The 26,042-nt window shown below is 70.6% G+C and carries 20 protein-coding genes and 1 tRNA gene; 11 read left to right on the plus strand and 10 right to left on the minus strand.

Annotated features, from left to right (window positions below; translation table 11 throughout):
- Positions 1-3: 3 nt before the first annotated feature.
- Positions 4-1,389, minus strand: coding sequence for an MFS transporter (locus OG574_RS12815; protein ID WP_326773315.1), 1,386 nt, complete (start codon positions 1,387-1,389; stop codon positions 4-6).
- Positions 1,390-1,632: 243 nt separating this feature from the next.
- Here OG574_RS12815 and OG574_RS12820 point away from each other — a divergent pair, with 243 nt between their 5' ends.
- The 4 genes from OG574_RS12820 to OG574_RS12835 all read left to right on the plus strand — a co-directional run bounded on the left by OG574_RS12820 (position 1,633) and on the right by OG574_RS12835 (position 6,096).
- Positions 1,633-2,856 carry an MmgE/PrpD family protein gene (locus OG574_RS12820; protein WP_326773316.1) on the plus strand — a complete coding sequence of 408 codons (1,224 nt, stop codon included), beginning with the start codon at positions 1,633-1,635 and terminating at the stop codon, positions 2,854-2,856.
- Positions 2,853-4,085, plus strand: coding sequence for a CaiB/BaiF CoA transferase family protein (locus OG574_RS12825; RefSeq protein WP_326773317.1), 1,233 nt, complete (start codon positions 2,853-2,855; stop codon positions 4,083-4,085). The genes OG574_RS12820 and OG574_RS12825 overlap by 4 nt, the downstream gene beginning before the upstream one ends.
- Positions 4,082-5,248 (plus strand): acyl-CoA dehydrogenase family protein, encoded by a 1,167-nt coding sequence (locus tag OG574_RS12830; protein WP_326773318.1) that lies wholly within the window; start codon positions 4,082-4,084, stop codon positions 5,246-5,248. Before OG574_RS12825 ends, OG574_RS12830 begins: the two co-directional genes overlap by 4 nt.
- A 104-nt stretch (positions 5,249-5,352) precedes the next feature.
- Positions 5,353-6,096, plus strand: coding sequence for a GntR family transcriptional regulator (locus OG574_RS12835; RefSeq protein ID WP_100591613.1), 744 nt, complete (start codon positions 5,353-5,355; stop codon positions 6,094-6,096).
- A 37-nt stretch (positions 6,097-6,133) separates the two neighbouring features.
- Here the strand turns inward: OG574_RS12835 and OG574_RS12840 are convergent, their stop codons facing one another.
- Together OG574_RS12840 and OG574_RS12845 are read right to left on the minus strand one after the other, a co-directional pair.
- Entirely contained in the window at positions 6,134-8,101 is a 1,968-nt protein-coding gene (locus tag OG574_RS12840) for an oxidoreductase (RefSeq protein ID WP_326773319.1), read from the minus strand.
- 63 nt (positions 8,102-8,164) lie between these two features.
- The gene (locus OG574_RS12845) at positions 8,165-8,773 is read right to left on the minus strand and encodes a TetR/AcrR family transcriptional regulator (RefSeq protein WP_326773320.1); all 609 of its coding nucleotides are present in this window, start codon (positions 8,771-8,773) and stop codon (positions 8,165-8,167) included.
- A gap of 196 nt (positions 8,774-8,969) precedes the next feature.
- Between OG574_RS12845 and OG574_RS12850 the strand changes: the two genes are divergently transcribed.
- Positions 8,970-10,436 (plus strand): APC family permease, encoded by a 1,467-nt coding sequence (locus tag OG574_RS12850; RefSeq protein WP_326773321.1) that lies wholly within the window; start codon positions 8,970-8,972, stop codon positions 10,434-10,436.
- On the opposite strand, the gene OG574_RS12855 is transcribed toward OG574_RS12850, so the two are convergent.
- Together OG574_RS12855 and OG574_RS12860 are read right to left on the minus strand one after the other, a co-directional pair.
- Complete coding sequence (locus tag OG574_RS12855; RefSeq protein ID WP_326773322.1) at positions 10,382-11,110, minus strand: Mut7-C RNAse domain-containing protein; 729 nt, start codon at positions 11,108-11,110, stop codon at positions 10,382-10,384. The two genes, OG574_RS12850 and OG574_RS12855, sit on opposite strands and share 55 nt — an antisense overlap.
- Positions 11,111-11,203: 93 nt before the next feature.
- On the minus strand, positions 11,204-11,737 hold the full coding sequence (locus tag OG574_RS12860) for a hypothetical protein (protein ID WP_326773323.1): 534 nt from the start codon (positions 11,735-11,737) through the stop codon (positions 11,204-11,206).
- Positions 11,738-11,908: 171 nt separating this feature from the next.
- Here OG574_RS12860 and OG574_RS12865 point away from each other — a divergent pair, with 171 nt between their 5' ends.
- The gene (locus OG574_RS12865) at positions 11,909-13,375 is read left to right on the plus strand and encodes a membrane-associated oxidoreductase (protein ID WP_326773324.1); all 1,467 of its coding nucleotides are present in this window, start codon (positions 11,909-11,911) and stop codon (positions 13,373-13,375) included.
- Between the two features lie 20 nt (positions 13,376-13,395).
- On the opposite strand, the gene OG574_RS12870 is transcribed toward OG574_RS12865, so the two are convergent.
- Positions 13,396-13,707, minus strand: coding sequence for a hypothetical protein (locus tag OG574_RS12870; RefSeq protein WP_326773325.1), 312 nt, complete (start codon positions 13,705-13,707; stop codon positions 13,396-13,398).
- A gap of 126 nt (positions 13,708-13,833) precedes the next feature.
- Positions 13,834-13,921: transfer RNA gene (locus OG574_RS12875), tRNA-Leu, on the minus strand.
- 142 nt (positions 13,922-14,063) lie between these two features.
- Here OG574_RS12875 and OG574_RS12880 point away from each other — a divergent pair.
- Positions 14,064-15,401, plus strand: a complete 1,338-nt coding sequence (locus OG574_RS12880) for a DUF2254 domain-containing protein (RefSeq protein ID WP_326773326.1) — start codon at positions 14,064-14,066, stop codon at positions 15,399-15,401.
- A gap of 57 nt (positions 15,402-15,458) precedes the next feature.
- Here the strand turns inward: OG574_RS12880 and OG574_RS12885 are convergent, their stop codons facing one another.
- The 3 genes from OG574_RS12885 to sucC form a co-directional block, all read right to left on the minus strand.
- Complete coding sequence (locus OG574_RS12885) at positions 15,459-17,054, minus strand: aldehyde dehydrogenase family protein (protein ID WP_326773327.1); 1,596 nt, start codon at positions 17,052-17,054, stop codon at positions 15,459-15,461.
- 198 nt (positions 17,055-17,252) lie between these two features.
- Positions 17,253-18,131 (minus strand): succinate--CoA ligase subunit alpha, encoded by an 879-nt coding sequence (sucD, locus tag OG574_RS12890; protein ID WP_326773328.1) that lies wholly within the window; start codon positions 18,129-18,131, stop codon positions 17,253-17,255.
- 43 nt (positions 18,132-18,174) lie between these two features.
- Positions 18,175-19,305 carry an ADP-forming succinate--CoA ligase subunit beta gene (gene sucC / locus OG574_RS12895; protein ID WP_326773329.1) on the minus strand — a complete coding sequence of 377 codons (1,131 nt, stop codon included), beginning with the start codon at positions 19,303-19,305 and terminating at the stop codon, positions 18,175-18,177.
- Positions 19,306-19,449: 144 nt separating this feature from the next.
- On the opposite strand from sucC, the gene OG574_RS12900 reads away from it, so the two are divergent.
- The 4 genes from OG574_RS12900 to OG574_RS12915 all read left to right on the plus strand — a co-directional run bounded on the left by OG574_RS12900 (position 19,450) and on the right by OG574_RS12915 (position 26,041).
- Positions 19,450-21,132, plus strand: a complete 1,683-nt coding sequence (locus OG574_RS12900; RefSeq protein ID WP_326773330.1) for a thiamine pyrophosphate-binding protein — start codon at positions 19,450-19,452, stop codon at positions 21,130-21,132.
- A gap of 11 nt (positions 21,133-21,143) precedes the next feature.
- A complete protein-coding gene (gene frc / locus OG574_RS12905) occupies positions 21,144-22,376 on the plus strand; it encodes a formyl-CoA transferase (RefSeq protein WP_326773331.1) in 1,233 nt (410 codons plus the stop codon).
- Positions 22,377-22,379: 3 nt separating this feature from the next.
- Positions 22,380-24,533 (plus strand): acetate--CoA ligase family protein, encoded by a 2,154-nt coding sequence (locus tag OG574_RS12910; RefSeq protein WP_326773332.1) that lies wholly within the window; start codon positions 22,380-22,382, stop codon positions 24,531-24,533.
- A gap of 122 nt (positions 24,534-24,655) precedes the next feature.
- Positions 24,656-26,041 (plus strand): OFA family MFS transporter, encoded by a 1,386-nt coding sequence (locus OG574_RS12915; RefSeq protein ID WP_326773333.1) that lies wholly within the window; start codon positions 24,656-24,658, stop codon positions 26,039-26,041.
- Position 26,042: the final 1 nt, after the last annotated feature.

Genomic DNA, 26,042 nt, shown 5'->3' on the forward strand with positions numbered 1-26,042 from the left:
CGCTCATTCTCCGATGCGTTGAGTAACAGGTGCGGCAGGCGCCACCGGGGCCGCCGCCGCGTCGTGCAGGGTCTCCAGCGACCGGCCGCGGGTGTCGACCCCGAAGAAGAACACGGTGGCCGTGGCGACCAGCCAGCATCCCGCGATGAACACGAACACGGCGACGTAGCCGAGCCCCGGCGTGGTGTAGATCGCCGCCACGACCAGCGGCGCGATGACGTTGCCGATCCGGCCGACGCCGTTGCCGAGCCCGGCGCCCGCCGTGCGCAGGCGGGTCGGGAACACCTCGGGGGTGTATGAGTAGAGCACCGCGATGAACGTCTGACTGAGCGCGGCGACGAGCGTGCCGAACACGACGACGGCCACGACGGACGAGCTGAGCCCGTACCCGATGCCGAGCACCGCGACCACGAGACCGAGCACCATCGCGAGGTGCTTGCGCGGGTAGCGGTCGATGAACGGCCAGGCGAGGAACGCGCCGGGCACCGCCCCGATCGTGGTGACCGCGGACATCGTCATGCTCTTGGCGAAGTCCTGGCCGTGGTCGGCGAGCAGCGTCGGCACCCAGGACTGGAACCCGTAGAAGCCGACGAGCCCGAAGAGCCACAGGACCATGAGGGCGACGGTGTTGCGTCGCTGGCCCGCGGCGAAGAGTTCGGAGAACCGCGGCCGGTCCGCCGGAGCGGGAGGCGCCGCGAGCGCGTCGGCGGACGGCTCCCAGTCGGGCACGAAGGCGCGCGTGACCTGCACGGCTTCGGTGGTCCGGCCGCGCGCGAGGAGCCAGCGCGGCGACTCGGGCAGGCGCATCAGGAGCGGTACGAGCAGGACGCCGAGGGCGCCGATGACGAAGAGGGCGCGCCAGCCGCCGGGGTCGTCGGCGGTCAGGCCGCGGGCCGTGAACGCCACGACGGGGATGCCGATCAGGCCGGTGCCCAGCGCCGTCGCCTGGGCGCGGCCACGGCGTGCGGCCGGGGTGACCTCGGAGAGGTAGGTGATCGCGACGGAGGTCATGGCGCCGAGGCCGAACCCGGTCGCGAAGCGGGCCGCGGCCATCGCGCCCACCCCCGTGACCAGTGCGTTGACCACGGAGGCCGCGGAGAAGAGCACCACGGACCCCGTCATGACCCGCCGCCGGCCCACATGGTCGGCGAACCGGCCGCCGAGGATCGCGCCGGCCGCCATGCCGGCGAAGGCCAGGGCGGTGACGAACGCGATGTCGTCGACGGTGAAGAGGTGCGCCCGGCGGATGGCGGGCGCGGCGAACGCGAACGTGTTCAGGTCGGCGAGATCGAAGAAGAACATGGCGCTGACAGTGAGCAGCACCCGCCGGTGCAGGGCACCGTGCCGGGCACCGCTGAGCGCGGCGAGCAGGGGATGCGCATCTCCCATGCGGAACCTCCGGGGGACCGGCAGCAGTGCCGGTGGATCGATGAGATCTGATGTGGCCGCCTCAATGGCGGATTGTGCCGTACAAAACGCGGCCCAGCGTCCGCCCCACCGGGCGTTCCGTCAACCCCCTTGGGAAGAAGTCGCATGTGAAAGCTTTGAGTTGCCCTGTGGTGGCGGCATTGACGCCTCCATCATTTGGCCGTACAAAGTAACCACGCAGTGCAGGATGTACGAAGGGAAGCCATGCCGGCCATCGCGGAATCGCTCGCCGAGTGGGCGTACGGATACGAACCCGACGCCGAGGACCTGGCGCTCGCCCGCCGCTCCCTCCTGGACACGGTCGCGGTCACGCTCGCCGCGCGCGACCACCCGGTGAGCGCGCTGGCCGCCGAACTGCCGGACGCGGCACGCTGGGCCGCGGTCGGGCACGTCCTCGACTTCGACGACCTGCACATCGAGTCCACGACACACATCAGCGTGGTGATCGTCCCCGCGGTCCTCGCGGCCGGCGGCGACGCGCGCGCCTACCTCGCCGGGGCCGGCGTGATGGCCCGGCTCGGCACACTGCTCGGCTGGTCGCACTACGCGGCCGGCTGGCACGCCACGTGCACGGCGGGCGCCCCCGCGGCGGCCGTCGCGGCGGGCGTCGCCTGGGGCCTCACTCCCGAGCAGCTCGCGACGGCCATGGCGCTCGCGGTGCCCGGCGCGAGCGGGGTCCAGGCCGCGTTCGGCACCCACAGCAAGTCGCTCCAGGTCGGCTTCGCGGCGGAGGCGGGGGTGCGGGCGGCGCGCCTGGCCCGGGCCGGCGCCACGGCCGACCCGCGGGCGGTCGACGCGTGGCTGAAGCTGGTGGGCGCGGAAGGACCGGACGGCACCGAGGGAGGGGCGCCCCGGACCGGCGGCCCCGCCGTCCCCGGTGGCCTCGCCATCAAGATGTTCCCCTGCTGCTACGCGATGCAGCGCCCGATCGCGGCGCTGCGCGACCTGCGCGCCGAGTGCGGCCCCGACGACGTCACGGCCGTCCGCGTCACCACCCCGGGGGCCACGATCCACCCCCTCATCCACGACCGTCCGGAGACAGGTCTCGAGGGCAAGTTCAGCCTCCCGTACGCGGTGGCGACGGCCCTGCTCGACGGGTTCCCCGGCTTCGGCGCCTTCACGGACGAGGCCGTCGGCCGACCTGAGGCGCGGCACCTGATGGCCACGGTCGAGACGGAGCGCACGGAGGGCGGTGCCGGGCTCCTCGACGGCGAGGTCGACCTCGCGGTGACGCTCACCGACGGCCGGGTCCTGCGGTCCGCCCTCGCCCATCCCCCGGGCTCGCCCCGACGTCCGCCGACGGACGTGGAGCTGGTGGAGAAGTTCGTCGCGTGCGGCAGCGACGTACCCGCTCTGCTCAAGGACACGACCTGGGAGTCGGCCCGCGCCCTGCTCCTGACCGAACTTCCCGGGAAGGCCCCCGCATGACCGATCCGCTCCCCCTCGAAGGCATCACGGTCGTCAGCCTGGAACAGGCCGTCGCCGCGCCCTTCGCCACCCGCCAGCTCGCCGACCTCGGCGCCCGCGTCATCAAGGTCGAGCGTCCCGGCGGAGGCGACTTCGCCCGCCGCTACGACACCACGGTGCACGGCCAGGCCAGCTATTTCGTGTGGCTCAACCGCTCCAAGGAGTCCCTCACCCTGGACCTCAAGTCCCAGGAGGGCCGGGACATCCTGGAGGAACTCCTCGCGGACGCCGACGTGTTCGTCCAGAACCTCGCCCCGGGCGCAGCCGACCGCATGGACCTCGGCCCCGCCGCGCTCCAGGCCCGTCACCCCCGCCTGATCCCCTGCACCATCAGCGGGTACGGCACCAGCGGCTCCTGGTCGCAGCGCAAGGCGTACGACCTGCTCGTGCAGTGCCAGACGGGACTGCTCTCCATCACGGGCTCACCCGACGAGCCCGCCCGCGTGGGCATCTCCGTCGCCGACATCTCGGCGGGCATGTACGCGTACAGCGGCGTCCTCACCGCCCTCTACACGCGGGCCACCACCGGACGCGCGCCCGCCGTCGAGGTCTCCCTCTTCGAGGCGCTCGCCGAGTGGATGAGCCAGCCCGCCTACTACACGCGCTACGGCGGTACGCAGCCGCCGCGCATCGGCGCCCAGCACGCCACGATCGCGCCCTACGGCCCGTTCACCGCCTCCGACGGGAAGGAGGTGCTGCTCTCGATCCAGAACGAGCGGGAGTGGCAGGCACTGTGCTCCACGGTCCTCGGCCGCCCCGAACTCACCGACGACCCCCGCATGGCCACCGGCGCCGACCGCGTCGCCCACCGCGACGAGGTCAACGCGGCCGTCTCCGCGCGCTTCGCCGACCTCGGCAGCGAGGACGCCATGGCACTGCTCGACAAGGCCGGCATCGCCAACGCGGGTGTGAACTCCATCGCCGAGTTCCTCGCCCACCCGGCCCTCTCCGAGCGCGACCGGTGGCGCGACATCGCGGTGCCGGGCGCGCAGGGACCCGTACAAGCGTTGCTTCCCCCGGCAGACCTCTCCGGCGTCACCCCCCGGATGGACCCCGTCCCCGCCGCGGGAGAGCACACCGAACAGATCCTCAGCGCGCTGGGCCGCAGCGCCGCCGACATCGAGCGGCTGCGCGCGCAGGGCGTCATCGACACCACGCACGACCACGAGCAAGGAGCGTCCGCGAAGTGAGCACCCTCGACACCCTCTCCTCCGACGAACAGATGATCGTCGAGACCGTGCGGAACTTCGTGGACCGCGAAGTCAAGCCGGTCGTAAGGGAGTTGGAGCACGCCAACACCTATCCTGAGGCACTCATCGAGCAGATGAAGGACCTCGGCATCTTCGGCCTCGCGATCCCCGAGGAATACGGCGGCACGCCCGTCTCCACGTCCTGCTACGTACTGATCACGGAGGAGCTGGCGCGCGGCTGGATGAGCCTCGCGGGCGCCATGGGCGGCCACACCGTCGTCTCCAAGCTGCTGCTGCACTTCGGCACGGACGAGCAGAAGAACCGCTACCTGCCGAAGATGGCGACCGGCGAGATCCGCTCGACGATGGCCCTGACCGAGCCGGGCGGCGGCTCCGACCTCCAGGCGATGCGCACCGTCGCGCGGCGCGACGGGGACTCGTACGTCGTCAACGGCGGCAAGACCTGGATCACCAACTCCCGCCGCTCGCAGCTGATCGCGCTGCTGTGCAAGACGGACCCGGCGGCCGAGCCGAAGCACCGCGGCATCTCCATCCTGCTCGCCGAGCACGGCCCGGGGCTCACCGTCTCGCGCGACCTGCCGAAGCTCGGCTACAAGGGCGTCGAGAGCTGCGAGCTGACCTTCGACGACTACCGCGTCCCGGCCGGCGCGCTGCTCGGCGGCATCGAGGGCAAGGGCTTCGGGCAGATGATGAAGGGCCTGGAGACGGGCCGCCTCCAGGTCGCCTCGCGCGCGCTCGGTGTCGGCAGGGCCGCGTTCGAGGACGCGCTGCGCTACGCGCAGGAGCGCGAGACGTTCGGCGAGCCCATCTACAAGCACCAGTCGATCGGCAACTACCTCGCGGACATGGCGACTTCGCTCACCGCGGCGCGCCAGCTCACCCTGTACGCCGCCCGCGAGGCGGACGCGGGCCGCCGCGTCGACATGGAGGCGGGCATGGCCAAGCTCTTCGCGTCGGAGACGGCCATGGAGATCGCCCTGAACGCGGTCCGTATCCACGGCGGCTACGGCTACTCGACCGAGTTCGACGTCGAGCGCTACTTCCGCGACGCGCCCCTGATGATCGTCGGCGAGGGTACCAACGAGATCCAGCGCAACGTCATCGTGCGCCAGCTCGTCTCCCGCGGCGGTCTGGACGTCTGACCTGCGCACCGTCTTGTACGGCCATTAGACTCACGGCACAGGCAGGGCGGTGAACGGCAGACATGACGCGTACGACACGCACAGAGCGGACGAGGGGGACACAGATGGCGGCCCCCGGGCGTGACAGCGCCTATGTACGCCTCGCGCGTGAGCTGCGCGAGGCGATCCTGCGGCACGACTACCCCGAGGGGGTGCGGCTGCCCACCGAGGCGGAGCTCGCCGCCTCCCACGGGCTCAGCCGGCAGACCGTGCGGCGCGCCTTCCAGGACCTGGTCACGGAGGGGCTGGTGCACCGGGTCCCGGGGCGCGGCACGTTCGCGGCGCCCCGCGAGGAGCAGTATTTGCGGCAGTTCGGCTCGGTCGAGGACCTCATGGCGCTGTCCCTCGACACGACGATGCGCCTGGTGTCGCCGCTGCGCCGCCGGGTCGACGTGGACGCTGCGGGCAGGCTGCGGGTCGGCTCCGACCGCGTGGACCACCTGTCGTTCCTGCGGCTGCACGAGGACACCCCGTTCTGCCTGACGACGGTGCATCTGCCGCCGGACGTGGGCGCGCTCGTCGCGGACCGCCCGGAGCTGACGGAGGCGGGCGCGGACAGCCGCGTCACCGTCATCGGCCTCCTCGACGGCCGGTTGCCCGAGCCGATCGCGGAGGCCGAGCAGTCCGTCACGGTCGCCCTCGCCTCGGCCGAGGTGGCGGCGCACCTGGACTGTCCGCCGCAGCATCCGCTGCTCCGCATCGACCGCCTGTATCTGTCGGCGTCGGGCCGCCCGGTCGAACTGGCCGTGAGCCACTTCCTGCCGGAGCACTACTCGTACCGGGTGCGGCTGCGCCGCCATCCGCGCTGAGGCGCGCACGGCGGCCGGCCGCCACTCATGGGCTGCCTCAGAGCGACGACGCCACCGTCAGCCCCTCCAGTACGGCTTCCTCCACGGTCCGCGGTGACACGCAGTCCCCCGCCATCAGGACCTCGCCCACCCGTCCGTCCGCCAGACCGGCGAGCTCACCCACGGGGTCGTGCCCCTGGGCGAGGACGACGGCCGCGACCCCTTCGATGATCACCGGCTCCTCGGTGAGGGTGTGCTGGAAGTACGCCGTGTCGGAGTCGGCACCGTAGGGGCGCACTGTCGGCACGGTCTCGACCCCGGCCCGCGCGGCCTCGGCGAGCATCGACGCGCGCACGTACTGCTGAAGGTGCTCACCCGCGCCGAAGCCGGTCGTGCACAGCGTCACCTTCCTTCCCTGGCCCGCGAGTTGGACGGCCACGCCGATGCCGATCCAGTCGCCGCGCCAGTCCGCGACGACGATCCGGCCCTTGGGGACGTCGGCGGTGCCGCGGACGACGTCCCAGGCGTCCAGGACGACGGGGTCGTCGAGGAGTTCGAGGGCGGGTCGGCGCGGGACCGCTCCGGTCGCGACGATGAGCGTGTCCGCCTGTTCACGGTCGAGGAGTTCCGCGTCGACACGTGACCCGGTGACGATCCGCGCCCCGGCCCGCCGCGCCTCGCCCTCCAGGTTCGTGATCGCGCCCCCGAACTCGGCGCGGCCTGGCAGGAGTTGGGCGAGCAGCACCTGTCCGCCGACGCGCCGACCCGCCTCGTGCAGGGTGACGTCGTGCCCACGGGACGCGGCCACGGCGGCGGCCTTGAGCCCGGCCGGTCCGCCACCGGCGATGAGGACCCGTCGGCGCCTGGTCGGCAGGGGCAGCCGCGTGAACCGGCGCTCCCTGCCGGTCTCGGGGTGCTGGATGCAGGAGATCGGATAGCCGCGCTGGAAGTGGCCGATGCAGGCCTGGTTGCAGCCGATGCAGGCGCGGATCTCCTCCGTACGGCCGTCGCTCGCCTTGCCCGGCATGTCGGGGTCGCAGATCAGGGCGCGGGTCATGGCGCAGGCGTCGGCCTGGCCCTCCTTGATGATCTGCTCGGCTTCCTGGGGCTGGTTGACGCGCCCGGCGACCATGACCGGAACGCCGACCGCCGACCGCACGCGCGCCGCGATGGGGGCGGTGTATCCGGCGGGCTGTGTCATCGGGGGCGCGATGTGCACGGCGCCGGAGATCGTCGCCGACGACCCGGCGCAGACGCTCACATAGTCGACGAGACCCTCGCGGTCCAGCCGCTCGGCCGCCTCGACGGCGAGCTCGGCGGTGAGGCCGTCATGGCTCAACTCGTCGCCGGAGATGCGCAGTCCGGCCACGAAGTCGGGCCCGGTGTGTGCCCCTACCGACGCAAGGGCCTCGCGCAGGAACCGCAGCCTGCCGTCCGCGTCACCCCCGTACCCGTCCGTGCGCACGTTGACCTGCGGGTTGAGGAACTGGGCCGGGAGGTAGCCGTGACTGGCGACCACCTCCACACCGTCGAGCCCGGCGGCGCGCAACCGGCGGCCGGCCTCTCCGTACCCGTCGACGACCTCGCGTATCTCGGTCTCGGTCATGGCGCGCGGCATCACATGGAAGCGCTCGCTGGGCGTCGCCGACGCCGACCAGGCGACGGGCGCGGAGCCGTCGCGCGACTCCAGGATCTCGCGTCCCGGGTGGAAGAGCTGCCCGAAGACCTTCGCACCGTGCCGGTGCGCGGCCTCGGCGAGCCGCCGGTACCCCTCGACACACGAGTCGTCCGTGGCCATGAGCACATGCGTCGTGTACCGCGCGGTCTCGTGAACTCCCGCCACCTGTACGACGATGAGCCCGACGCCGCCCTCGGCGCGCGCCTCGTGATAGGCCACCAGATCGTCCGTGACCTGCCCGCCCTCGACGAGGACCGTGTCATGCCCGGAGGACAGAACGCGGTTCTTCAGAGTCACACCGCCGATGACGAGCGGGCTGAACAGGTGCGGGAATGCGGTCGACGTCATGGCGCGGTGCCTCCTGTGAACTGCGGCTCGGATCAGGTGGGTTGAGATGGAGGGGAAGCCTGCTCAGTCGCGCACGCCGAGGACCGAGCGGGCGGTGGCGAGGATGACTGCGGCGTAGCCCTCCGCCCCCATGCCGCTGCCCGACGCCACGGCCATGTCGCAGCCGTCGACGGCGGCGAGTACGGAGCGCACCGCGACGTCGATGGACACGGCGGGCACGAACTTCCCCGCCGCGACGCCCGATTCGGCGATGCCGAGGACGAGCTCGCGCCAGTCCTCGTGGGCGCGGCGCACCCCGTCGCGCAGCTCGGGCCTGCGGGCGGCGCTCGCGCAGAACTCGGTCCAGGTCGCGCACCGCCGCTGGAGGTCGGGGTCGTCGGCCAGTTCGCGTACGAGGAGTTCGAAGCGGCGCCACGGGTCGGGCTCGGCGGAAGCGCCCTTGCGCCAGCGGGCGATGAGCTCGCCGATCGACCACTCGAAGGCCTCGCGGAACAGCAGGTCGCGTGTGTCGAAGTAGTGCTGGAGCAGCCCGATGGACACGCCGGCGCCGCGCGCCACGTCCCTCATGCGTGCCGCGTCGAAGCCGCGTTCGGCCATGACCAGTGCGGCCGACCGCAGAATCCGCTCGCGCTGCACCTCGCCCGCGTCGCCACCGCTCTCCTTCTCCCCCATGCCGCCCCTCGTCTCTGTGCCGGTCGCTCCGGAACCCGGTCGCCCGGGAGCCGGCCCCTCTGGAATTGGCCACTGCCGGACCCCTATCCCGGCCCACAATAACGAATTATTGTGACCGCCGACACAGCACAGCGGCATCACTTTTCGCCGTACCGGACCTTCTCCCGTCAGTCCCCGACCGAGACAGGTGGCCCCCTTGAGCCAACAGCTGCACAAGTCCCTGACCTGGCGCGACGGCCTCGCCATCGCCATGGTGATCCCCAACGGCCTGCTCCTGACGGTGGGTTACACCGTGGGCGCGATCGGAGGCTGGACGGCGATCACCATCTGGTGCGTCGGGGCGCTCGTCGCGTTCGCGCAGAACATGCTGTTCGCCGAGACCGCCGCGATGTTCCCCGGTATGTCGGGCGGGATCAGCAGATACGCCACCGAGGGCTGGAAGCGCTACTTCGCCCCGCTCGGCGCCGTGGCGTCGTACGGCTACTGGATCGGCTGGTCGTTCAGCATCGCGGTCAACGGCGCGGCGATCGGCCACCTCATCACCGCCCAGTGGTTCCCGCACGCCCCGTCGATCCCGTTCCCCGGCCACCGCATCGGCCTTCCGGAAGCGCTCGCCGTCCTGGCGATCGCCGGCGGCTGGGCCTGCAACTACTTCGGCGCGCGGCTGGCCGCGAGCGTCTCCAAGGCCGTCGCGGCCCTGGTGATGTGCGGCCTCGCGGTGGTCGTCATCGCCCCGTTCCTGCGCCCGGGAAGCTGGGACGCGTCACGCCTGACCTGGTACCACGGCGGCAGCTGGATGACGCTGATCGTGTGGTTCTACGTCACGGCCTGGACGACGTACGGCACGGAGATCTGCGCGTCGTTCGCACCCGAGTACCGCGACACGGCGCGCGACACGGCGAAGGCCCTGCGGCTGACGTCCCTCATCTCGCTCGGCGTCTTCTTCGTCGTCCCGCTCGCGACGGTCGGCAGCGTCGGCGAGGAGACGCTGCGCTCGGACCCGGTCGGCGCGTTCGCCACCGCCTTCACCCAAGCGCTCGGCGGCTTCTCCGATGTCGGCGTCCTCATCCTGATCGTCTCGATGTTCTTCGGCATGGTGTCGTGCACGGCGGACGGGGGGCGGGCGCTGTACGGCCTGGCGCGCGAGGGCATGACCGTACGGCAGCTCGACAAGGTGAACCGCTGGGGCGTGCCGGGCCGCGCCCTCACGCTGGACGCGCTCGTCAACGCGGCGATCGTGGTTCTGCTCGGCGAGCCCCTGAGCATCCTCATCGCCAGCAACTTCGGCTACCTGGTGGCCATGACGCTCGCGGTCGCCGGCTTCCTGCTCCTGCGCAAGGACCGCCCCGACTGGCCCCGCCCGATCCGCCGCGCCCGCGCCTGGATCCCGGTGGCCTGGGCCATCCTGGCCTTCAACATCGTGATCGTCTCGGTCGGCGTCACGCATCCGTCCCTCGCGGGCTACGGCGGCGCCACGGAGTCCTTCCTCGCGGTCGGCATCCTGCTGATCTCGGTGGTGCTGTACGCCTACCGAAGGGTGGTCCAGGACGGGGAACGCATCGCCTGGCGCATCGAACCGCCCCAGATGCCGGAGGACGAAGCAGCCCCTCAGCCCCCGAACTCGGCGACCGCCCGCCCCACGATCCGCTCCAGCCGGTCGTGATGGGCACCCCGCCAGTACACGCGCCCGCACGCACGGCACTGGGCGAACACGTCGTACGTTCCGCGCGTCCCGCCCTCAAGCAGGTCGGCGACGTCTTCCTTACGGGCTTCCTTCAGCAGCCCGTTGCAGGCGGTGCACCGGGTCCAGGGGCGCAGCTCGGGCGTGAACCGGCCCAGTACGTCGCGTAGTTGCTCGTCGGGCCGGTCGCTGTAGACGTACGCGCCGGCCCACAGCTCACGCCGCCGCAGCAGCCCTCGGTCCCGGCTGAGCATGACGCGCCGCTCGGCGGCGGAGCGGGCCGCCAGCGCGGGGTCGCCGATGTCCGTGGACTCGTACGCGGAGTCGACCCCGAGCAGCCTCAACCGCCGTGCCAGCGTGCCGAGATGGACGTCGAGCAGGAACCGCAGCGGCGCCCCCTCGACACACTGCGGCCGGACGACGGCCCGGACCTCGACCCGCTCCCCGGCCACGGGAATGTGCCCGACGGCCACCTCGCGCCCGTCCACGACCAGCGCCCCCACCTCCGTGAGCGGCACGCCGAGCGACTCGATCACGTGCCCCAGCGTGGACACGCCGTCGGTGACGAGCGGGACGGCCGCGCCTCCGCGCCGGGCATGCGGAACGAACAGCTCCAGCTCGGGCACGACGCTGACGACGATCTCCGGTCCGTTCATCGGCTCAGGATGCCATGGGCGCCGGGGCCGGGACCTGGGGTTTTCCCTCCCACGTGGCGGGGACGGGCGCGCGCCGAACCTGAGCCGACCGCGTCAGCAGCCGCGCGCCCTCGGCTCGAACTTCACGCGCGCGTGCTCGTCCTTGCCGTGGACCTCGCTGTACGTGGCAGGGCTGACCCGGAACCAGAGGTCGTCCTTCTGGGGCTTCCCGTTGACGTCGTCGAGCCGTACGCACCACCGCTCGGTCCGCACGACGCGGGTGTACGTCTCGCTGCCCTTGCGGACCTTGTGGCACTGGTTGTAGCGCTCGGTGGTGTACCAGGTGCGGGTCCTCTTGCGCTTGCCACTGCCGCTGCGCGAGGTGTGCTTGACCTTCCGGGTGGCCGGATCACACTCCTTGACCATGTGCGCGCGGGTGCCCCGGACGGTCTTACGCGGAAGATGCCGGACGGCGTCGTAGAGACCACGCACCTGATCGGAGTGCGGCTTCGAGTACCCACCGCCCTTGCCACCACCGTGGCCCGACACCTTGTCCGCACCGCCGCCACCACAGGCACCGAGTGCTGCCATCAGCACCACCATGAACCCGGCCAGCGCCGGACGCCGCATCACAGACATGTCCCTCATCACTCACCACGCGCGCGCACGTACCGTGCGCCTTCACGTTATTGGCATGTACCGACTAACCCGCCGGTCAGCGTAACGGATCAGGTCATCGGCACGACCTCCGGCGTGAGCAGCCGGCCCCACGCCGGGCACTGTTGACACCACACTCGCCCGCCGACCAAAGTCGCCCCGGTGGAGATCAACGACCTGACACCGGCCGAGCGACGCGTCTGGGACGCATTTCCCCGGGGCGAAGCCATCGACTTCACCGAGGACCACGGTGAGCTTCCCGAGGACCACGAACGCCCGCTCCCTGAACGGACCTTACGGGCATCCGTTCTACGGCGCCTGCTCCTCCGCGCCGACCGGGCCGAAGGCCACACCGCTCAGGTGTGGGTGGCCGGGGCCCGGATCACCGGACGCCTGTACCTGGGTTACAGCACGATCGACTTTCCGGTACACCTGGGAGCCTGTGCGTTCGACGAGGCTCCCAACTTCTACGGCGCGCAGATCCGCCAGCTCGAACTCCCGCGCTCCACCATGCCCGCCCTCCACGCGGCGACCGCACGAATAGACGGGGTGCTGCGCATCTCCGGCTGCCGCATTCCCGGATCCGTACGGCTGGGCGGGGCACGGATCGCCGGCGCGTTCTTTCTCGACCGCGCGGAGCTCGGACGGACAACGGACCTCGACGAACCCGCCCTCCAGCTGAACCACTCCATGGTGGAAGGCGACGTATTCGGCCCGGACCTCGTCGCCCACGCACAGGTCAGGATGGTGGGCATGACGGTTGCCGGTTCGGTCGACCTCGACGACGCCAGGCTGCACGACGGTGACGGCGATGCCCTGGATGCCGAGAACCTCACGGTCGGTTCCGACCTGCGCGCCATGCGCCTTCAGACGCGCGGCCGCCTCAATCTGCGCGGCGCCCGTATACCCGGCCAGCTCAACCTGGCCCACGCAGACCTGTCCCATCCCGCAGGCATAGCGCTGCGAGCCAGCAACGCCACCATCGGCGAGCTGTGGTTGCGCAGCGCCCAGCCCATCCGGGGAGCGGTCAATTTCCGTGGCGCCAGGCTCGATCTGCTCCATGTCGCCCCGGAGATCCTGCCGGACAAGCTCCGCCTGGACGGGCTGACCTACGCCACGCTCACCCCGCACGAGCCCGCGCCGAAGCGCTTGCCGATGCTGCAACGCGACCAGGACGGCTACGTTCCGTTCGCCTACGAGCAGTTGACCGCCGCCTACCGTCGCATCGGCGACGCGGACGCGGCCCGCACCATCCAGCTCGCCAAGCAGCGCCGCCACCGCGCGACACTGCCCGCCTACGCCCGCCTATGGGGTCACATCCAGGACGTCACCGTCGGCTACGGCTTCCGGCCCATGCGGGCCGCCGGCTGGCTCCTGTCCCTCTTGGCCATCGGCTCCGTCGCCTTCGCCCTGCACCACCCCAGCCCCCTCAAGCCCGACGAATCCCCCGACTTCAACGCCGTCTTCTACGCCCTCGACCTCCTCCTCCCGATCATCGACTTCGGCCAGGAGAGCGCCTTCTCCCCGACGGGCTGGCACCAGGCGCTCTCGTACGTCTTGATCATCACAGGCTGGATCCTCGCCACAACTGTCGCCGCAGGCATCACCCGAACCGTGAGCCGTCAGTAGGGCTCGTCCGGCGGCGCCTGTCAGCCGCCGGCTCCCGGCGGAAAACCGATCGCGATGTACGACCAGCGCGCCGCACCCACCACCAGGAAGCCCAGAGGCGGTGCCAGCCACCAGCGCCCGAGGCTCTGCCGCCACACCGCGAGCAGGGTGACCAAGAGGGTGAGGGCGCCGAGCGCGATCAGCAGGACCGACGCAAACTCGATTCCTGTCAGCGTCTGCTCATCCCAGTCGCCCTGCGGCCGAGTCACCAAGGCTCCGTACGCGACATAGGCGTTGAGCATGTTCGCGAGGACGAGAAGGACTCCCCAGGGCCCTCGCAGCAGGCCGGTCACGCCGGGAGGCCTCCTGGTCAATCGACGTGCTGCCTGAGCAGCCGTGTCGATGCGGACACTGCATGCCCGGTTGATCACGCCGCCGCCCAGATACGCAAAAGACCCCAGATGAACTGGGGTCTCAGCTGGTGTCCGAGGGGGGACTTGAACCCCCACGCCCGATAAAGGGCACTAGCACCTCAAGCTAGCGCGTCTGCCATTCCGCCACCCGGACTAGGTGTCTGTCGCCCGGCCGGGGTGTTCCCCGCGGCGACATGGATAACAATACCAAAGCCTCGGAGTGCCTTTCACCTGCATATCCGTCGCCTCGGCGGCACCTGCGGGGGGTCGGGAGCGGGGCCGCCTACAGTCTCACCATGAGTAGTCAGTCCGTCACCGGGACATCTCCGCGGGTGCGGCGGCCGCGGGCTCTGTCGCCGCTGCGGGAGCACCTTCGGGACACCTTCTGGTTCGCGCCGACCGGAGCCATGGTCGGGATCTTCGTCGTGTGGTTCCTGGCCGATGAGCTGGACACCGCCATCGTCGACACGCTTCGTGATGCCGGCGCGTACGACAGCATCTCCCAGCTCCAGAGCATCGCCGACGACGCGCAGACCGTCGTGAGCACCATCAGCGCCGCGATGATGACCTTCATCGGTGTCGTCTTCAGCATCTCGCTCGTGGCGCTCCAGATGGCGAGCGGGCAGCTCAGCCCCCGGGTGGTGCGGATCTTCATCCGGAGCCGGATCACGAAGGCGACGTTCGCCGTCTTCCTCGCGACGTTCGTGCTGTCGCTGCTCGTGCTGACCTCGTACGACAGCGAGCCCGACCCGAAGCTCGTCAGATCCGTGCCCGTGGTGCAGTCCGTGCTCACCCTCTTCATGGTCGGGCTCAGCCTGCTGCTGTTCGTGATGTACGTGAACTCGACGCTGCGGATGATGCGCGTGAGCTACGTGATCGACCGGGTGACCACGGAGGCTTTCCGGCTCGTGGCCCGGATGCCGGTGGAGGTCAGGGGTGCCGGTGCCGTGGAGGACCTTGGGCCCGAGACCGCGCGCGTCGTTCATCAGGGGCGGGCCGGTGTGATGCGTGACGTCAATATCGCCCGGCTCCTCCGCGCCGTCCGGCACCGGCCCGGCGTCACCCTGCGGCTCCTCCCCCGTACCGGCGACTTCGTGGTGCCCGGCACGCCCGTCCTCGCCGTGCACGGCGGGGCGCCGCCCTCTCTGCGGGCCCTGCGCTACACCGTCCACGTCGGCGTCGAGCGCACCTTCCACCAGGATCTCGGGTTCGGGCTGCGGCAGCTCTCCGACATCGCGCTGCGCGCCCTCTCCCCCGCCGTGAACGATCCGACGACGGCCGTGCAGGCCCTCGACCGCATCGTGCAGTTCCTCGCCGCGGTCGCGAACCGGCCGCTCGACTCGTTGCGGTACACGGACCGGGGCGGCGTGGTGCGGCTTGTGCAGCCGGTTCCGGGGTGGGAGGCGCTCGTCGATCTGGGGTTCACCGAGATCCGGGGGTGTGCGGCCGGCAGTCCCCAGGTGTCGCGGCGCATGCTGGCCGGGCTCGACGATCTGCTGCTGCTCGCGCCCGAGGAGCGGCGCGAGCCCCTGCTGCGGCACCGGGAGCTGCTGACGGTGGCTGTGGAGCGGGCCGTGCCGGAGGCCGCCGACCGCGACTTCGCGCTCCGGCCGGACCGGCAGGGCATCGGGTGAGTGAGCGGCACACCGCCCGCCCTGACGGTGGTGTGCCGCTCGTTGACGCCGTGAGGGTTACGGCATCAGGTGGTAGTCCGGGAAGTTGCCCGGGAGGCGCTCGCCCTCGGGCCCCTCGGTGACCGCCCGCACCAGCAGCTCGCCGCCCACGAACGCGCCGCGCCAGGACGCGCCGAAGCCGCCGAACAGTTCGTCCCTGTCGCCGCGCGAGCGCGGCTTGCCCCGGCCCGTTTTGAAGGCGCGGATCTGGGGGGCGAGGCGGTCGTACGTCGCGTCGTCGTCCGTGGAGAGGGTGGCGACCAGCGCGCCGTTGGAGGCGTTCATCGCGGCGAGCAGCTCCGCCTCGGTGTCGACCAGGACGATCGTGTCGACGGGGCCGAACGGTTCGGCGTGGTGGAGAGGGGAGGAGGGGGGTGGGCTCAGGAGCGTGACCGGGTGGACGTACGCGCTTGTGTCCTGGCCGGGGAGGAAGCGGGCGGGGTCCGGGGCGCCGCGGTGCAGGGGGACGGCGCCTCGGTCGATGGCCTCGGCGACCTGGTCGTTGAGTTCCTTTGCCTTCGCTGCGTTGACCAGCGGGCCGAAGTCCAGCTGGGGGTAGGGGTCTTGGGGGTTCGTCACCGCGAGGGGGTGGCCGACGCGCAGGGTGCGTACAGCCGGCAGATACGCGGCCAGGAAGTCGTCGAACAGGCTGCGCTGGACGACGAAGCGCGGGTACGCGGTGCAGCGCTGCTTGCCGTAGTCGAACAGCTTGGGGATGACCCCCGCGAGCTTGTCCCAGTCGGAGCAGTTCCAGATGCCCCAGGTGTTGAGGCCCTCCTGTTCGAGGATGTGGCGCTTGCCGAGGTCGGCGACGGCCGTGGCGACGGCGGCTCCGGTGTCGCGGCCGCCGACGAACGAGACGCAGCCGATCTCGGGCGCCCGCACCAGCGCTTCGGAGAGTTCGCCTCCGCTGCCGCTGACGAGGGTGACGGGAATGCCCTCGCGGGCGGCGAGTGCGCAGGCCAGGGTGAGGCAGGCGACGCCGCCGTCGGTGGGGGTCTTGGCGATGACCGCGTTGCCGGCGAGTGCCTGGATCAGGACCGCGTGCACGAGGACGCTCATCGGGTAGTTCCAGCTGGCGATGTTCGAGACGGGGCCGTCGAGCGGGGCGCGGCCCTGGACCATCGGCTCGATGCCGTCGACGTACCAGCGCACCCCGTCGATGGCGCGGTCGACATCGGCCTGGGCGAGGCGCCAGGGCTTGCCGATCTCCCAGACGAGGAGGAGTGCGAGGAGTTCGCGGTGCTGGGTGAGGGCGTCGAGGGTGGCGCCGACGCGGGCGCGGCGCTCGTCGAGCGGGATGTGCCGCCAGGCGCGGTGCTGGTCCAGGGAGGCGCGCACCGCCCGGTGGGCGGTGGCGGCGTCGAGGCGGGGCGGCCCGGCGATGGGACTGCCGTCGACGGGCGTACTGGCGGGCAGCGCGCGGCCGTCGGCCTGCCAGGTGCCGTTCCACAGGTTGAGTACACGGTCGTCGCGGAACGCCTCGGGGGCGACGGCGAGGCAGCGCTGCCAGGCGTCGTGCCAGGAGGTGCCGGCCTTGAGGGTGGTCGCCGCCGGGGCCTCGGGGTCGGGGGCGTCGGGGCCAGGGGTGCGGGACTTGGGGTTGCTTGCCATCTCGGGTTCTCCGCTCACGGTGCACAGTCGGGGCGGGGGTGCATGGCTGGTGCGGGGGGGGGATGGAGTGGGGGATGGAGTGGGGGATGGAGTGGGGGATGGAGTGGGGGATGGAGTGGGGGATGGAGTGGGGGATGGAGTGGGGGATGGAGTGGGGAGGTTGCCCGGTGGGCTCGCTCCCCACTCGCGCTGTACGCGTCAGTCCGCCAAGCGGTCGAGTACCAGGCGGGCCGTCTCCGTCGGGGTGGAGCCGACGCGGACCCCGGCCGCTTCCAGGGCCTCCTTCTTTGCCTGCGCCGTTCCGGAGGAGCCGGAGACGATCGCGCCCGCGTGCCCCATGGTCTTGCCCTCGGGGGCGGTGAACCCGGCGATGTAGGCGACGACGGGCTTGGTGACGTGGTCGCGGACATAGGCCGCGGCGCGCTCCTCCGCGTCGCCGCCGATCTCCCCGATGAGGACGATCAGGTCGGTGTCGGGGTCGTCCTGGAACGCGGCGAGGCAGTCGATGTGCGTCGTGCCGATGACGGGGTCGCCACCGATGCCGACGCAGGTGGAGAAGCCGATGTCGCGCAGTTCGTACATGAGCTGGTAGGTGAGGGTGCCCGACTTGGAGACGAGGCCGATGCGGCCCGCCTTGGTGATGTCGGCGGGGATGATGCCGGCGTTGGACTGGCCGGGCGTGATCAGGCCGGGGCAGTTGGGACCGATGATGCGGGTGCCCTTCGCGGCGGCGTACGCGTGGAAGGTCACCGCGTCGTGGACGGGGATGCCCTCCGTGATGACGACGGCCAGCGGAATGCCCGCGTCGGCGGCCTCCGTGACGGCGGCCTTGGCGAAGACGGGCGGTACGAAGACGACGGTGACGTCGGCGCCGGTGGCCGCGATGCCCTCGGCGACGGAGCCGAATACCGGTACGGCGCGGTCGTCGAAGTCGACGCTCCGGCCCGCCTTGCGCGGATTGACGCCGCCCACGACGTTCGTGCCGGCGGCGAGCATGCGCCGGGTGTGCTTCATGCCCTCGGCGCCGGTCATGCCCTGGACGAGGACCTTGCTCTCCTTGGTCAGGTAGATCGCCATGTCCCGCTCTCCTTGGTGAGGTGGATCGCCATGTCCCGGCTCCTTAGCCCGCGTTGGCGAGTTCGGCGGCCCGGCGCGCGGCGCCGTCCATGGTGGTGGCCTGTTCGACGAGGGGGTGGGCGCGGCCGTCGAGGATGGCGCGGCCCTGGACGGCGCTGTTCCCGTCGAGGCGGACGACGAGCGGTTTGGTCAGCCGTACGGACTCCAGGGCCTGGACGATGCCGTCGGCGACGGCGTCACAGGCGGTGATGCCGCCGAAGACGTTCACGAAGACGGACTTCACCGCCGGGTCGGACAGGATGACGGAGAGGCCGTCGGCCATGACCTGCGCGGAGGCGCCTCCGCCGATGTCGAGGAAGTTGGCGGGGCGGGCGCCGCAGCCCGCGACCACGTCGAGCGTCGACATGACGAGCCCGGCGCCGTTGCCGATGATGCCGACCTCGCCGTCGAGCTTCACGTAGTTGAGGCCCTTGGCCGCGGCGGCCGCTTCGAGGGCGTCGTCGTGGGCGGACTCCTGGGTGCCCCAACGCTCCTGGCGGAAGCGGGCGTTGTCGTCGAGGGTGACCTTGCCGTCGAGGGCGAGGATCTGGCCGTCGCTCGTGCGTACGAGGGGGTTCACCTCGACGAGTACGGCGTCCTCGCGGGTGAGGACGTCCCAGAGGCGGACCAGTACGTCGACGGTCCGGTCGGGGAGGCCGGCGGCCTCGGCGATCTGTGCCGCCTTCGCCGTGGTGACGCCCTCGGCCGGGTCGATCGGGATGCGGGCCACGGCCTCGGGCCGGGTCGCCGCGACCTCCTCGATGTCCATGCCGCCCTCGGCGGAGGCGATGGCGAGGAAGCGTCCGGCGGCCCGGTCGAGGACGTAGGAGACGTAGAACTCGCTCTCTATGTCGACCGGTTGGGCCAGCATGACCCTGCCGACGGTGTGGCCCTTGATGTCCATGCCGAGGATCTGGCGTGCCGTCAGTTCGGCGGCGGGCGGGTCGGCGGCGAGTTTGACGCCTCCCGCCTTGCCGCGGCCCCCGGTCTTCACCTGCGCCTTGACGACGACGCGGCCGCCCAGCCTGCGCGCGATCTCGCGAGCCTCCTTGGGCGAGTCCGTGACCTCGGCCTTCGGCACCAAGATGCCGTGTTCTTCGAAGAGTTCCCTTGCCTGGTGCTCGTACAGGTCCATCTCGGCTCCTGCCGTAAAAGTGCCGCACGCCCCCTGGACACCACCCACCGGATGCGGGATAACAAGCTTCATACAGTATTCGTCGACTGTATGCAATGTACTGCGACAGCGCACGACTCCCCTACGAAGGGACAGGACTTCGCCATGCCCGACGACAGCCAGGAACTCATCTCCGGTGGTCATCTGGTCGCCAAGGCGCTCAAGGCAGAAGGTGTGGAGGTCATCTACACCCTGTGCGGCGGCCACATCATCGACATCTACGACGGCTGCGTCGACGAAGGCATTGAAGTCGTCGACGTCCGCCACGAGCAGGTCGCCGCCCACGCGGCGGACGGGTACGCGCGCATCACCGGCAAGCCCGGCTGCGCCGTCGTCACCGCGGGACCGGGCACCACCGACGCCGTCACCGGCGTCGCGAACGCGTTCCGCGCGGAGTCACCCATGCTCCTCATCGGCGGCCAGGGCGCGCACACCCAGCACAAGATGGGCTCGCTCCAGGACCTGCCGCACGTCGACATGATGACGCCCATCACCAAGTTCGCCGCGACCGTGCCGGACACCGCGCGCGCCGCCGACATGGTGTCGATGGCGTTCCGCGAGTGCTACCACGGCGCCCCCGGCCCGTCGTTCCTGGAGATCCCGCGCGATGTCCTCGACGCCAAGGTGCCGGTGGACAAGGCCCGCGTACCCCGGGCCGGCCAGTACCGGGCCTCGACCCGCTCGGCCGGTGACCCCGAGGCGATCGAGAAGCTCGCCGACCTCCTCGTGCACGCCGAGAAGCCGGCGATCCTGCTCGGCAGCCAGGTGTGGACGACCCGCGCGACCGAGGACGCCATCGAACTCGTCCGCGCCCTCAATGTGCCCGCCTACATGAACGGCGCGGGCCGCGGCACCCTGCCGCCCGGCGACCCGCACCACTTCCAGCTCTCGCGCCGCTACGCCTTCTCGAACGCCGACCTCATCATCATCGTCGGCACGCCCTTCGACTTCCGCATGGGCTACGGCAAGCGCCTCTCCCCCGACGCGACCGTCGTGCAGATCGACCTCGACTACCGCACGGTCGGCAAGAACCGCGACATCGACCTCGGCATCGTCGGCGACGCGGGCCTCGTCCTGAAGTCGGTCACCGAGGCCGCCTCCGGACGGCTCAACGGCGGGGGCGCCAAGCGCAAGGAGTGGCTCGATGAGCTGCGGGCCGCCGAGCAGACCGCCATCGAGAAGCGGCTGCCGAGCCTTCGCTCCGACGCCTCTCCCATCCACCCGTACCGCCTGGTCAGCGAAATCAACGACTTCCTCACCGAGGACTCGATCTACATCGGGGACGGCGGCGACATCGTCACCTTCTCCGGGCAGGTCGTGCAGCCCAAGTCGCCCGGCCACTGGATGGACCCGGGGCCGCTGGGCACCCTCGGCGTCGGCATCCCCTTCGTCCTCGCCGCCAAGCAGGCGCGGCCCGACAAGGAGGTCGTCGCGCTCTTCGGCGACGGGGCGTTCTCGCTGACGGGCTGGGACTTCGAGACCCTCGTCCGCTACAACCTGCCCTTCGTCGGGATCGTCGGCAACAACTCGTCGATGAACCAGATCCGTTACGGCCAGAAGGCCAAGTACGGCGACGAGCGCGAGCGCGTCGGCAACACCCTCGGTGACGTCCACTACGACAAGTTCGCCCAGATGCTGGGGGGTTACGGCGAAGAGGTCCGCGACCCCGCCGACATCGCGCCCGCGCTCCGAAGGGCACGCGAGTCCGGGAAGCCCTCGCTGATCAACGTGTGGGTCGACCCGGACGCGTACGCCCCCGGAACCATGAACCAGACCATGTACAAGTGAGGAGCCCTGCCATGACCACCAAGGCTCTCGAGGGCGTCCGTGTCCTCGACATGACCCATGTGCAGTCCGGGCCCTCCGCGACCCAGCTCCTCGCCTGGCTCGGCGCGGACGTGGTGAAACTGGAGGCGCCGACCGGGGACATCACGCGCAAGCAGCTGCGTGACCTGCCGGACGTCGACTCGCTCTACTTCACGATGCTCAACTGCAACAAGCGGAGCATCACCCTCAACACGAAGACGGAACGCGGCAAGGAGCTCCTCACCGAGCTGATCCGGCGCTCCGACGTCATGGTCGAGAACTTCGGCCCGGGCGCCGTCGACCGGATGGGCTTCACGTGGGAGCGCATCCAGGAGATCAACCCGCGCATCGTCTACGCCTCCATCAAGGGCTTCGGCGACGGCCCGTACACCAACTTCAAGGCGTACGAGGTCGTGGCGCAGGCCATGGGCGGCTCGATGGCGACGACCGGGTTCGAGGACGGTCCGCCGCTGGCCACCGGCGCGCAGATCGGCGACTCCGGCACCGGCATCCACGCCGTCGCCGGCATCCTCGCGGCGCTGTTCCAGCGCGAGAACACCGGGCGCGGCCAGCGCGTGAACGTCGCGATGCAGCACGCGGTGCTCAACCTGTGCCGGGTGAAGCTGCGCGACCAACAGCGTCTGACACACGGCCCGTTGGCCGAGTACCCGAACGAGGATTTCGGTGACGAGGTGCCGCGTTCGGGCAACGCGTCCGGCGGCGGCCAGCCGGGCTGGGCGGTCAAGTGCGCGCCCGGCGGCCCGAACGACTACGTGTACGTCATCGTGCAGCCCGTCGGCTGGCAGCCGCTGAGCGAGCTGATCGGGCGGCCCGAGCTGGCCGGCGACCCCGAGTGGGCGACGCCCGAGGCTCGCCTGCCCAAGCTCAACAAGATGTTCCAGCTCATCGAGGAGTGGTCCTCGACCCTGCCCAAGTGGGAGGTGCTCGAGCGGCTCAACGCGCACAACATCCCGTGCGGGCCGATCCTCTCCACCAAGGAGATCATCGAGGACGAGTCGCTCGTCGCGAACGAGATGGTCGTCGAGGTGGCCCACCCGGAGCGCGGCACGTTCACCACGGTCGGCTCCCCCCTCAAGCTCTCCGACTCCCCCGTGGAAGTGGTCAGTTCACCCCTGCTCGGCGAGCACAACGCCGAGGTGTTCGTCGGGGAGCTGGGGCTCGGGGACGAGGAACTGCGCCTGCTCAAGTCGAACGGAGTGATCTGATTGATGGCCGAGGACCGTGAGCTCACGGTACGGGCGCTGCTCGAGTCCGTGCGCGCGGAGGGCCGCAGCGCTCTCACCGCCCCCGAGGGCAAGGTGATCGCCGACGCGTACGGGATCTCCGTGCCCGGCGAGGAGCTGGCTACGGACGTGGACGAGGCGGTCGCGTACGCGGCACGCTTCGGCGGACCCGTCGTGATGAAGATCGTCTCCCCCGACATCCTGCACAAGACGGACGCGGGCGGCGTGATCGTGGGGGTGGAGGGCGCGGCCGACGTGCGGGCCGCCTTCTGCAAGATCGTGGAGAACGCGCGGGCCTACGCGCCGGACGCCCGGATCGAGGGCGTGCAGGTGCAGGATCTGCTGCCGACCGGGCCCTCCTCGCAGGAGGTCATCGTCGGGGCCGTCACCGATCCGACGTTCGGGAAGGTCGTCGCGTTCGGGCTCGGCGGTGTGCTGGTCGAGGTGCTCAAGGACGTGACGTTCCGGCTCGCGCCGGTCGGCGCGGACGAGGCCGTGTCCATGCTGGACTCGATCCGGGCGGCCGAGGTGCTGCGCGGGGTGCGCGGCGCGCAGCCGGTCGACCGGTGGGCGCTGGCCGAGCAGATCCGCCGGGTGTCCCAACTGGTCACCGACTTCCCGGAGATCGCCGAGGTCGACCTCAACCCCGTGATCGCGACGCCGGAGGGCGCGGTCGCCGCCGACATCCGGGTGATCCTCGCCGACGGGGCGCCGAAGCAGCGGCGCACGTACTCGCGCGAGGAGATCCTCCGGTCGATGCGCCGGCTGATGCAGCCGCGCTCGGTCGCGGTGATCGGCGCGTCCAACGAGCAGGGCAAGATCGGCAATTCGGTCATGCGCAACCTGATCGACGGGGGTTTCTCCGGGGAGATCCATCCGGTGAACCCCAAGGCCGATGACATCCTGGGCCGCAAGGCGTACAAGAGTGTCACGGACGTCCCGGGTGAGGTGGATGTGGCGGTCTTCGCGATCCCCGCCAAGTTCGTGGCCTCGGCCCTCGAAGAGGTGGGACGCAAGGGGATCCCGAACGCGGTCCTGATCCCCTCCGGCTTCGCGGAGACCGGTGAACAGGCCCTCCAGGACGAGATCGTGGCGATCGGCGAGCGGTACGGGGTACGCCTGCTCGGGCCGAACATCTACGGCTACTACTCGACGTGGCAGGACCTGTGCGCCACGTTCTGCACGCCGTACGACGTGAAGGGCGGGGTCGCGCTGACCTCGCAGTCCGGGGGCATCGGCATGGCGATCCTGGGCTTCGCGCGCACGACGAAGACCGGTGTCTCCGCGATCGTCGGGCTCGGCAACAAGTCGGACCTCGACGAGGACGACCTGCTCACCTGGTTCGGTGAGGACCCCAACACCCAGTGCATCGCCATGCACCTGGAGGACCTGAAGGACGGGCGGGCCTTCGTGGAGGCCGCGCGGGCGACGGTGCCGAAGAAGCCCGTCGTGGTCCTCAAGGCGGGGCGCACCAGCGCGGGCGCGAAGGCGGCCGGTTCGCACACGGGAGCCCTCGCGGGCGACGACGCGGTGTACGACGACATCCTCAGGCAGGCAGGCGTCATCAGGGCGCCGGGGCTGAACGAGATGCTCGAGTACGCGCGGGCGCTGCCCGTGCTTCCGACGCCGAAGGGTGACAACGTCGTCATCATCACCGGCGCGGGCGGCTCGGGTGTACTGCTCTCGGACGCCATCGTCGACAACGGCCTGTCCCTGATGGAGATCCCGGAGGATCTGGACGCCGCGTTCAAGGCCTTCATCCCGCCCTTCGGCGCCGCGGGCAACCCGATCGACATCACGGGCGGTGAGCCGCCGTCGACGTACGAGGCGACCATCAGGCTCGGCCTGGAGGACCCGCGGATCCACTCCCTCGTCCTCGGCTACTGGCACACGATCGTCACCCCGCCGATGGTCTTCGCGGAGCTGACCGCGCGGGTGGTCGAGGAGTTCCGCGCGCGGGGCATCGAGAAGCCCGTGGTGGCGTCGCTCGCGGGCGACGTCGAGGTCGAGGAGGCCTGCCAGTACCTCTACGAGCGCGGGGTCGTGGCGTACCCGTACACGACCGAGAAGCCGGTGGCCGCACTCGGCGCGAAGTACCGGTGGGCCCGTGCGGCGGGGCTGTTGGGGGGCGGTTCATGAGGTGACCGGACTGGGGGCCGGCCGGCGGTGCGCGCAGGCCGGCCCCGGGACCCATGCGCACGCGAAAGGAATTTGGACAGGGGGCGCTGGCCAGATCTTTCGACGCAAGGGGTGCGACCGTCATGACCGCAACCGATCTATCAACCTCCGTCCCTTACAGAGAGGTGACGGACGCCAACGGCCGTGTGTACCGGGTTGGCGAGACCGATATCGACATCTTGGGCCGCAAGCGCAAGTGGATGGTGATCCTGCCCTGGGTGGGCATGATGGGGATCTCCTCCGCCGAGTACGCGTTCGCGTCCGCCGAGGACACCCTGCACACCGCGCACGACTGGAACAGCCTGCACATCTTCTGGATGATGACCGTCTGGGTGTTCTTCCAGGCCGCGGTCGCCTTCCCCGCGGGCAGGCTGCGTGAGAGCGGCAGACTGCCGGCCCGCTGGGCGATGATGATCGGCGCCTCGGGCACCTTCATGGGCTATCTGTCGCTGGCCCTGGCACCACACGTCGTCTTCGCCTATATCGGCTTCAGCGTGCTGAGCGGCATGGGCGCGGGCATGGTGTACGCCACCTGCGTCAACATGGTGGGCAAGTGGTACCCGGAGCGAAGGGGCGGCAAGACCGGCTTCGTCAACGGCGGATTCGCCTACGGTTCGGTGCCGTTCGTCTTCCTGTTCACCGGCTACATGGACCTGACCAACTACCGGTGGGTGCTGCTCTCGGTGGGCGTTCTGCTCGCCGCCATGGTCGCTTTCGCCGGTTCCTTCTTCAAGGATCCGCCGAAGAACTGGTGGCCTGCGAACGTCGATCCACTCCATCCGCCGGAGGACCCGCGCGCCCGGCGTTCCCTGGAGAAGAACCCGCCGGCCGTCAAGCAGTACACCCCGCTGGAGGCCTGGCGAACCGGCCGAGTGGCACTGATGTGGTTCTGTCTGGCCTGCACCTCCGGCGTGAACATCTTCGGCATCGCCTTCCAGGTGGACATCGGCGAAGAGGCCGGCTTCGCCGGCGGAATCGTTGCCACCGCGATGTCCCTGAAGGCGCTCGTCAACGGCAGCGGGCGCGGCGTCATCGGATGGCTCTCCGACCGCTACGGCCGCAAGCAGTGTCTGCTCGCCGTCTGCGCCATCCTCGGGTTCGCCCAGTTCGGCATCCTCTGGTCGGCCGAGGCCAAGAACCTGCCGCTGTTCCTGGTCTTCTCGGCGATCTCCGGTTTCGGCGGCGGCGCCATCTTCCCGATGTTCGCGGCGCTCACCGCGGACTACTTCGGCGAGAACAACAACGCCACCAACTACGGCATGGTCTACAGCTCCAAGCTCGTCTCCGGCCTTGGCGCGGGGATGGGCGCCGTGGTCGTCGGGGCCTGGGGACACTCCGGTGCCTTCATCCTGGCGGGCTGCATCTCCTTCTTCGCCGGCTTCATCGCGCTCTTCCTGTCCCAACCCGGCAGGTCCAGGTCCCGTGACATCCAACCCAACCCGCAACCGCTCGGTGAGGAGATGGCTTGAT

Source organism: Streptomyces sp. NBC_01445 (genome assembly GCF_035918235.1).
Classification (GTDB): Bacteria; Actinomycetota; Actinomycetes; order Streptomycetales; family Streptomycetaceae; genus Streptomyces.

What these genes read in the sequence shown, in the direction of transcription:
- OG574_RS12815 (WP_326773315.1), bottom strand. Translation starts at nt 1,389, where the DNA reads ATGGGAGATGCGCATCCCCTGCTCGCCGCGCTCAGCGGTGCCCGGCAC.
- OG574_RS12820 (WP_326773316.1), top strand. Translation starts at nt 1,633, where the DNA reads ATGCCGGCCATCGCGGAATCGCTCGCCGAGTGGGCGTACGGATACGAA.
- OG574_RS12825 (WP_326773317.1), top strand. Translation starts at nt 2,853, where the DNA reads ATGACCGATCCGCTCCCCCTCGAAGGCATCACGGTCGTCAGCCTGGAA.
- OG574_RS12835 (WP_100591613.1), top strand. Translation starts at nt 5,353, where the DNA reads ATGGCGGCCCCCGGGCGTGACAGCGCCTATGTACGCCTCGCGCGTGAG.
- OG574_RS12840 (WP_326773319.1), bottom strand. Translation starts at nt 8,101, where the DNA reads ATGACGTCGACCGCATTCCCGCACCTGTTCAGCCCGCTCGTCATCGGC.
- OG574_RS12845 (WP_326773320.1), bottom strand. Translation starts at nt 8,773, where the DNA reads ATGGGGGAGAAGGAGAGCGGTGGCGACGCGGGCGAGGTGCAGCGCGAG.
- OG574_RS12855 (WP_326773322.1), bottom strand. Translation starts at nt 11,110, where the DNA reads ATGAACGGACCGGAGATCGTCGTCAGCGTCGTGCCCGAGCTGGAGCTG.
- OG574_RS12860 (WP_326773323.1), bottom strand. Translation starts at nt 11,737, where the DNA reads ATGAGGGACATGTCTGTGATGCGGCGTCCGGCGCTGGCCGGGTTCATG.
- OG574_RS12880 (WP_326773326.1), top strand. Translation starts at nt 14,064, where the DNA reads ATGAGTAGTCAGTCCGTCACCGGGACATCTCCGCGGGTGCGGCGGCCG.
- OG574_RS12885 (WP_326773327.1), bottom strand. Translation starts at nt 17,054, where the DNA reads ATGGCAAGCAACCCCAAGTCCCGCACCCCTGGCCCCGACGCCCCCGAC.
- sucD (WP_326773328.1), bottom strand. Translation starts at nt 18,131, where the DNA reads ATGGCGATCTACCTGACCAAGGAGAGCAAGGTCCTCGTCCAGGGCATG.
- sucC (WP_326773329.1), bottom strand. Translation starts at nt 19,305, where the DNA reads ATGGACCTGTACGAGCACCAGGCAAGGGAACTCTTCGAAGAACACGGC.
- OG574_RS12900 (WP_326773330.1), top strand. Translation starts at nt 19,450, where the DNA reads ATGCCCGACGACAGCCAGGAACTCATCTCCGGTGGTCATCTGGTCGCC.
- frc (WP_326773331.1), top strand. Translation starts at nt 21,144, where the DNA reads ATGACCACCAAGGCTCTCGAGGGCGTCCGTGTCCTCGACATGACCCAT.
- OG574_RS12910 (WP_326773332.1), top strand. Translation starts at nt 22,380, where the DNA reads ATGGCCGAGGACCGTGAGCTCACGGTACGGGCGCTGCTCGAGTCCGTG.
- OG574_RS12915 (WP_326773333.1), top strand. Translation starts at nt 24,656, where the DNA reads ATGACCGCAACCGATCTATCAACCTCCGTCCCTTACAGAGAGGTGACG.